Source organism: Psychroflexus maritimus (assembly GCF_011089875.1).
Lineage (GTDB): Bacteria > Bacteroidota > Bacteroidia > Flavobacteriales > Flavobacteriaceae > Psychroflexus > Psychroflexus maritimus.
In genome coordinates, this window is record NZ_JAANAS010000062.1 from 1 (window position 1) to 4,047 (window position 4,047).

Genomic DNA, 4,047 nt, shown 5'->3' on the forward strand with positions numbered 1-4,047 from the left:
TCGCTACTACGACTTCATCCGCCCCAAACTCAAGCTTCGCTACTCTTTGCCTTTTCCACTCTGGGATTGTTAGCGTTCTTGCTTGACATCTTGAATTTGGTTCTCCTGTTCCTTATTAGAGCCTAGTTATAGGTCTTGCCCTCTTTATGCCGTGTGTCGTGTAGCCAGTAATCAGGTTCTCCGCTACACTTTTGTCTCTTTAGGTCGCTGACCCCATTGATTTTGACACAGTAAATGTTATTTTCGACACCTCCATAAGGGTTCACTTGCGTTCAACTCCTATAACCACACCATACAATCACTAATCCTACAAACGATTATGAACTTGCTTTAACCTTGACGCTCAATACCAAATCTCTTAAATTCAGCACCTCAAGGCGGTTTGGAAACGACTCCTGAAAGTCCTATCCGATAGTCCAATTCTTTAATATAGCTGTGTGTGAGACTTCTAACTTTACCTATTTTAAAGGGGTTAGCTCGTTTCTTACCTAATATTAAAGTCTATCATCTCTAATAAAGTTTTGTTGCGTTTTCAAAGAACTAATTATTATCTTCGTATCCTAACGCAACTCAGGACACACAACTATTGCCAACAGCACATAACAAAAATAAGGGCTAATGGTTTTCGCCCGAAAAGTAAAACCTAAAAACACACAACGTAACTAACTGAAAAGTAAGTAAACAATTTCCCTTACTTTCGTTATGCACAAACCGTTACCTGTCATATAAAAAACCAAGCAGAGTAATGATTTAAAAGCGTTGTGAAAAACAAATAACTGAAATGAATAACAAAAAAACAGAGCTATGGATTGTAACGGACAACCATCAATACCGAATGCAGAATCAGAAATTGAATGACAATATAGAGTTAACTTTTTGGAAAAATAACGGAGAAATTAAACATTTTACAACTGATTTTAACAAGTTGATAGAAACTTTTGAAACAGCAGATAAAAGTCTATATTCTAACGAGCCTTTATAAGTTTAATATCTTCATCAAGCATTATATTTTTAACTTCATTGCCAGAACCTACAAATGTGATTTTATCACCATCTATTTGAATAACTTCAACCTCATAGCTTCTGATAGTAAATGATAATTTAAAGTTCTCATTTGAAATAGTCATATTAGACGGGTTAACATCTGTAATTTTTTGATAATTAAAATATAAAGGCTTGTAGAGTTCATTAAAATTAAATCGAAGATGAAAATGTTTAACTAATTTTTCAATATCTATGTTACCAATATTATCGGAAAATTTAGAAAGCCTTTCTTCAAAAGATACTTCTTCAGGATTATTAAATATTTCTTTTAGTTCTGATTGTACGTTTAATTCAAAATAAGCTTTGAATGGAGTTAAAGGTTGAGTTGACATATTTAATATTTTTGACTAAATTTAAAAAACAATAATACGAAATAAAATACAAAACTCTGAATAAAATACGGCAGGTAACAGCGTATATAAAACATTGTGGTAACAGCAACAGAACCAAAAGACACTGCACATTTGCAAACTTAAAACAAAATTAAAAAACAATTGATATTAACCCACAACGTTTCATATACACGAACCGTTACCCTTTATTAAAAAAAAATCCATTTCAGTTCAATATTTGAGAACTTATCGTATATTTGTTCTATAATTTGACTGATGAAACGAATAATTGCGAAAAGTACACTTAGAGAATTTTGGGAAAAACACGCTGATTCCGAACAGTATTTGAAAACTTGGTATGATACTGCTAAAAGCTCCAAATGGTTTTCTCCAAAAGATGTTAAGCAAACTTATGTTTCAGCAAGCATTCTTAAAAATGGTCGAGTTGTTTTCAACATAAAAGGAAACTCCTACCGACTTGTAGTCAAGTTTAATTACGAAAAACAATGGGCATTTATTCGATTTATCGGAACTCACCCTGAATATGATAAAATAAACGCTGACACGATTTAAATACAATTGATTATGAATATAAGACCTATTAAAAACGAAACTGATTACCGAAACGCTCTTGACCGTTTAGAAGTAATTTTTGATGCTCCTACTGATACAAAAGAAGGCGATGAAGCTGAGATTCTCTCTTTAATGATTGAGAACTACGAAAATGAACATTACCCAATTGATTCGCCTGATCCGATTGAAGCGATAAAAATTCGAATGGAAGAACTGAATATGCGTCAAAAGGATTTAGTTGGTGTAATTGGCGGAAAGAGCCGAGTATCTGAAATATTAAATCGGAAAAAGAAATTGACAGTTGAAATGATAAGAGAATTGGAGCGAATACTTCAAATTTCAGCTTCAGTTTTAGTGAATAATTATCAGCTCGTGAAAAAATAACAAAGGGTAACAGCGCATAACAAAAATGGCGAGATTTGTGATTGAAACGAAAGGTTTGCGTATTTTTAGAAACTTAAAGTTTGACCGAAAAACTTGCGCATTTTAGCTCGCCACTTTCGTTATGCGCGAGACGTTACAGGGCATTATGAGAAAAAATCGTTCACCGTAGTAAAAATCTGACTTGATATACAGAACTAAAAACAAAAAGGCTATAGATTTTTAAACAAATCATTTATTAACAATTAAATTTTATCATTATGACTAAAAAGAATTTACTTTACTTAATTGGATTAATTGTATTATCAGCTTCATTTTCAAGTTGTGCAACAATTATTGGTGGTAGTAATTATTATGCTAAAGTCCAAGTACCTGACCATCCAGATGCAAAAATTGAACATAAAGGAAGTTATAAAGGGACTGGTGAAGCTTCATTTAAAGCCAAAAGAAGAGATGCTGATAATTTTTCAATTACAGTAAAAAAAGAAGGTTGTGAAGACCAAACGAAAACTTTTACACAAAAAAGCTTTCGTGGTTGGGCTTTTACAGGCTCTTTACTTGGTTTTACAGGGTTAGTTCCAGGTGCTTTTATTCCATTACCATGGGGAATTGCTGTTGATGCTGCAACTGGAGCTTGGTGGAAACCTGATATTAATGAGATAGGGGTTACAAAACAAGACTACAATCATTACATCTATCAAATTGATTATACTGGTTGTGATACAAAAACTGAAAGAACAATTATTAACAAGGAAACAACTAATTCAGAATCAAAAGCTGATAAATTAAGAGAACTTAAAAAATTGTTAGATGAAGGGGTTATTACTCAAGAAGAATTTGAAAAAGAAAAAAAGAAAATATTAAACGAATAACGCCCTGTAACACGCAATATAGCCAATGGCGAGGACTGGGGGAGTATGAGTCTTTCTGCCCCGCATCAACTTTTGTAATGGTGGATAATAACGAAGCCCGCAAACCGCCACTGGCCATATTGCAAACCGTTGCCCACAAGCTAAAAAACTAAAATGAAAATTGAATTTAAAGAAGAGCAAAAATTCACTCAATGGTGGTTGTGGTTAATTTTAATACCAATCGGAATTTTGCCGATTATTGGAATTTACAAACAAATTATAATCGGAGAACCTTTTGGTGACAAACCAATGTCCAATATTGGATTAGTGGTCTTCGCTATTTTTATATTTTCATTACTCGGACTTTTTATTCTAATGAAACTGAAAACCACTATTGACACTGATAAAATTGAAATGATTTTTTTTCCATTTGTGAAAAAGACAACTAAATGGACTGAAATAAAAAAAGCAGAAGTTGTAAACTATGGTTTTGTAGGCGGTTGGGGAATAAGACTTTGGACAAAATACGGAACGGTTTATAATATCAAAGGAAATAAAGGACTGGCGATTGAACTTCTGAATGGTAAAAAATACCTAATCGGAACTCAAAAAGAAGCCGAAATGAATGAAATCGTAAAGAAAGCCAGTGGGCAACAAAGGCTATAAGCAATTGGGGCAAAAGTGCTAGATTTGAACGAAAGTAAATAAAATAAAGGTCAGTGTTAAACTGAAAAGTTAGGGCAAAAAAGCCCCAACTGCTCATAGCCAGGGCCGTTGTGCATAAATTAAAAAAATGAAATTCTGCGGAATTTCAAGTTTTTTAATTTTTAAGGAGTTTTGTGTTTTTAAGGGAGTCGCTCAACCGA

5 protein-coding genes are annotated in these 4,047 nt (G+C 33.2%); 4 read left to right on the forward strand and 1 reads right to left on the reverse strand.

The window, feature by feature from the left end; genetic code table 11:
- Nucleotides 1-965 precede the first annotated feature (965 nt).
- On the reverse strand, nt 966-1,376 hold the full coding sequence (locus tag G7034_RS08960; protein WP_166400633.1) for a hypothetical protein: 411 nt from the start codon (nt 1,374-1,376) through the stop codon (nt 966-968).
- Between the two features lie 276 nt (nt 1,377-1,652).
- Between G7034_RS08960 and G7034_RS08965 the strand changes: the two genes are divergently transcribed.
- The 4 genes from G7034_RS08965 to G7034_RS08980 all read left to right on the forward strand — a co-directional run bounded on the left by G7034_RS08965 (nt 1,653) and on the right by G7034_RS08980 (nt 3,847).
- Nucleotides 1,653-1,949, forward strand: coding sequence for a type II toxin-antitoxin system HigB family toxin (locus G7034_RS08965; RefSeq protein ID WP_166400634.1), 297 nt, complete (start codon nt 1,653-1,655; stop codon nt 1,947-1,949).
- Between the two features lie 12 nt (nt 1,950-1,961).
- Nucleotides 1,962-2,333, forward strand: coding sequence for a helix-turn-helix domain-containing protein (locus G7034_RS08970; RefSeq protein WP_166400635.1), 372 nt, complete (start codon nt 1,962-1,964; stop codon nt 2,331-2,333).
- 257 nt (nt 2,334-2,590) lie between these two features.
- On the forward strand, nt 2,591-3,202 hold the full coding sequence (locus tag G7034_RS08975; protein ID WP_166400636.1) for an SHOCT domain-containing protein: 612 nt from the start codon (nt 2,591-2,593) through the stop codon (nt 3,200-3,202).
- A gap of 153 nt (nt 3,203-3,355) precedes the next feature.
- Nucleotides 3,356-3,847 (forward strand): hypothetical protein, encoded by a 492-nt coding sequence (locus G7034_RS08980; protein WP_187349889.1) that lies wholly within the window; start codon nt 3,356-3,358, stop codon nt 3,845-3,847.
- Nucleotides 3,848-4,047 lie beyond the last annotated feature (200 nt).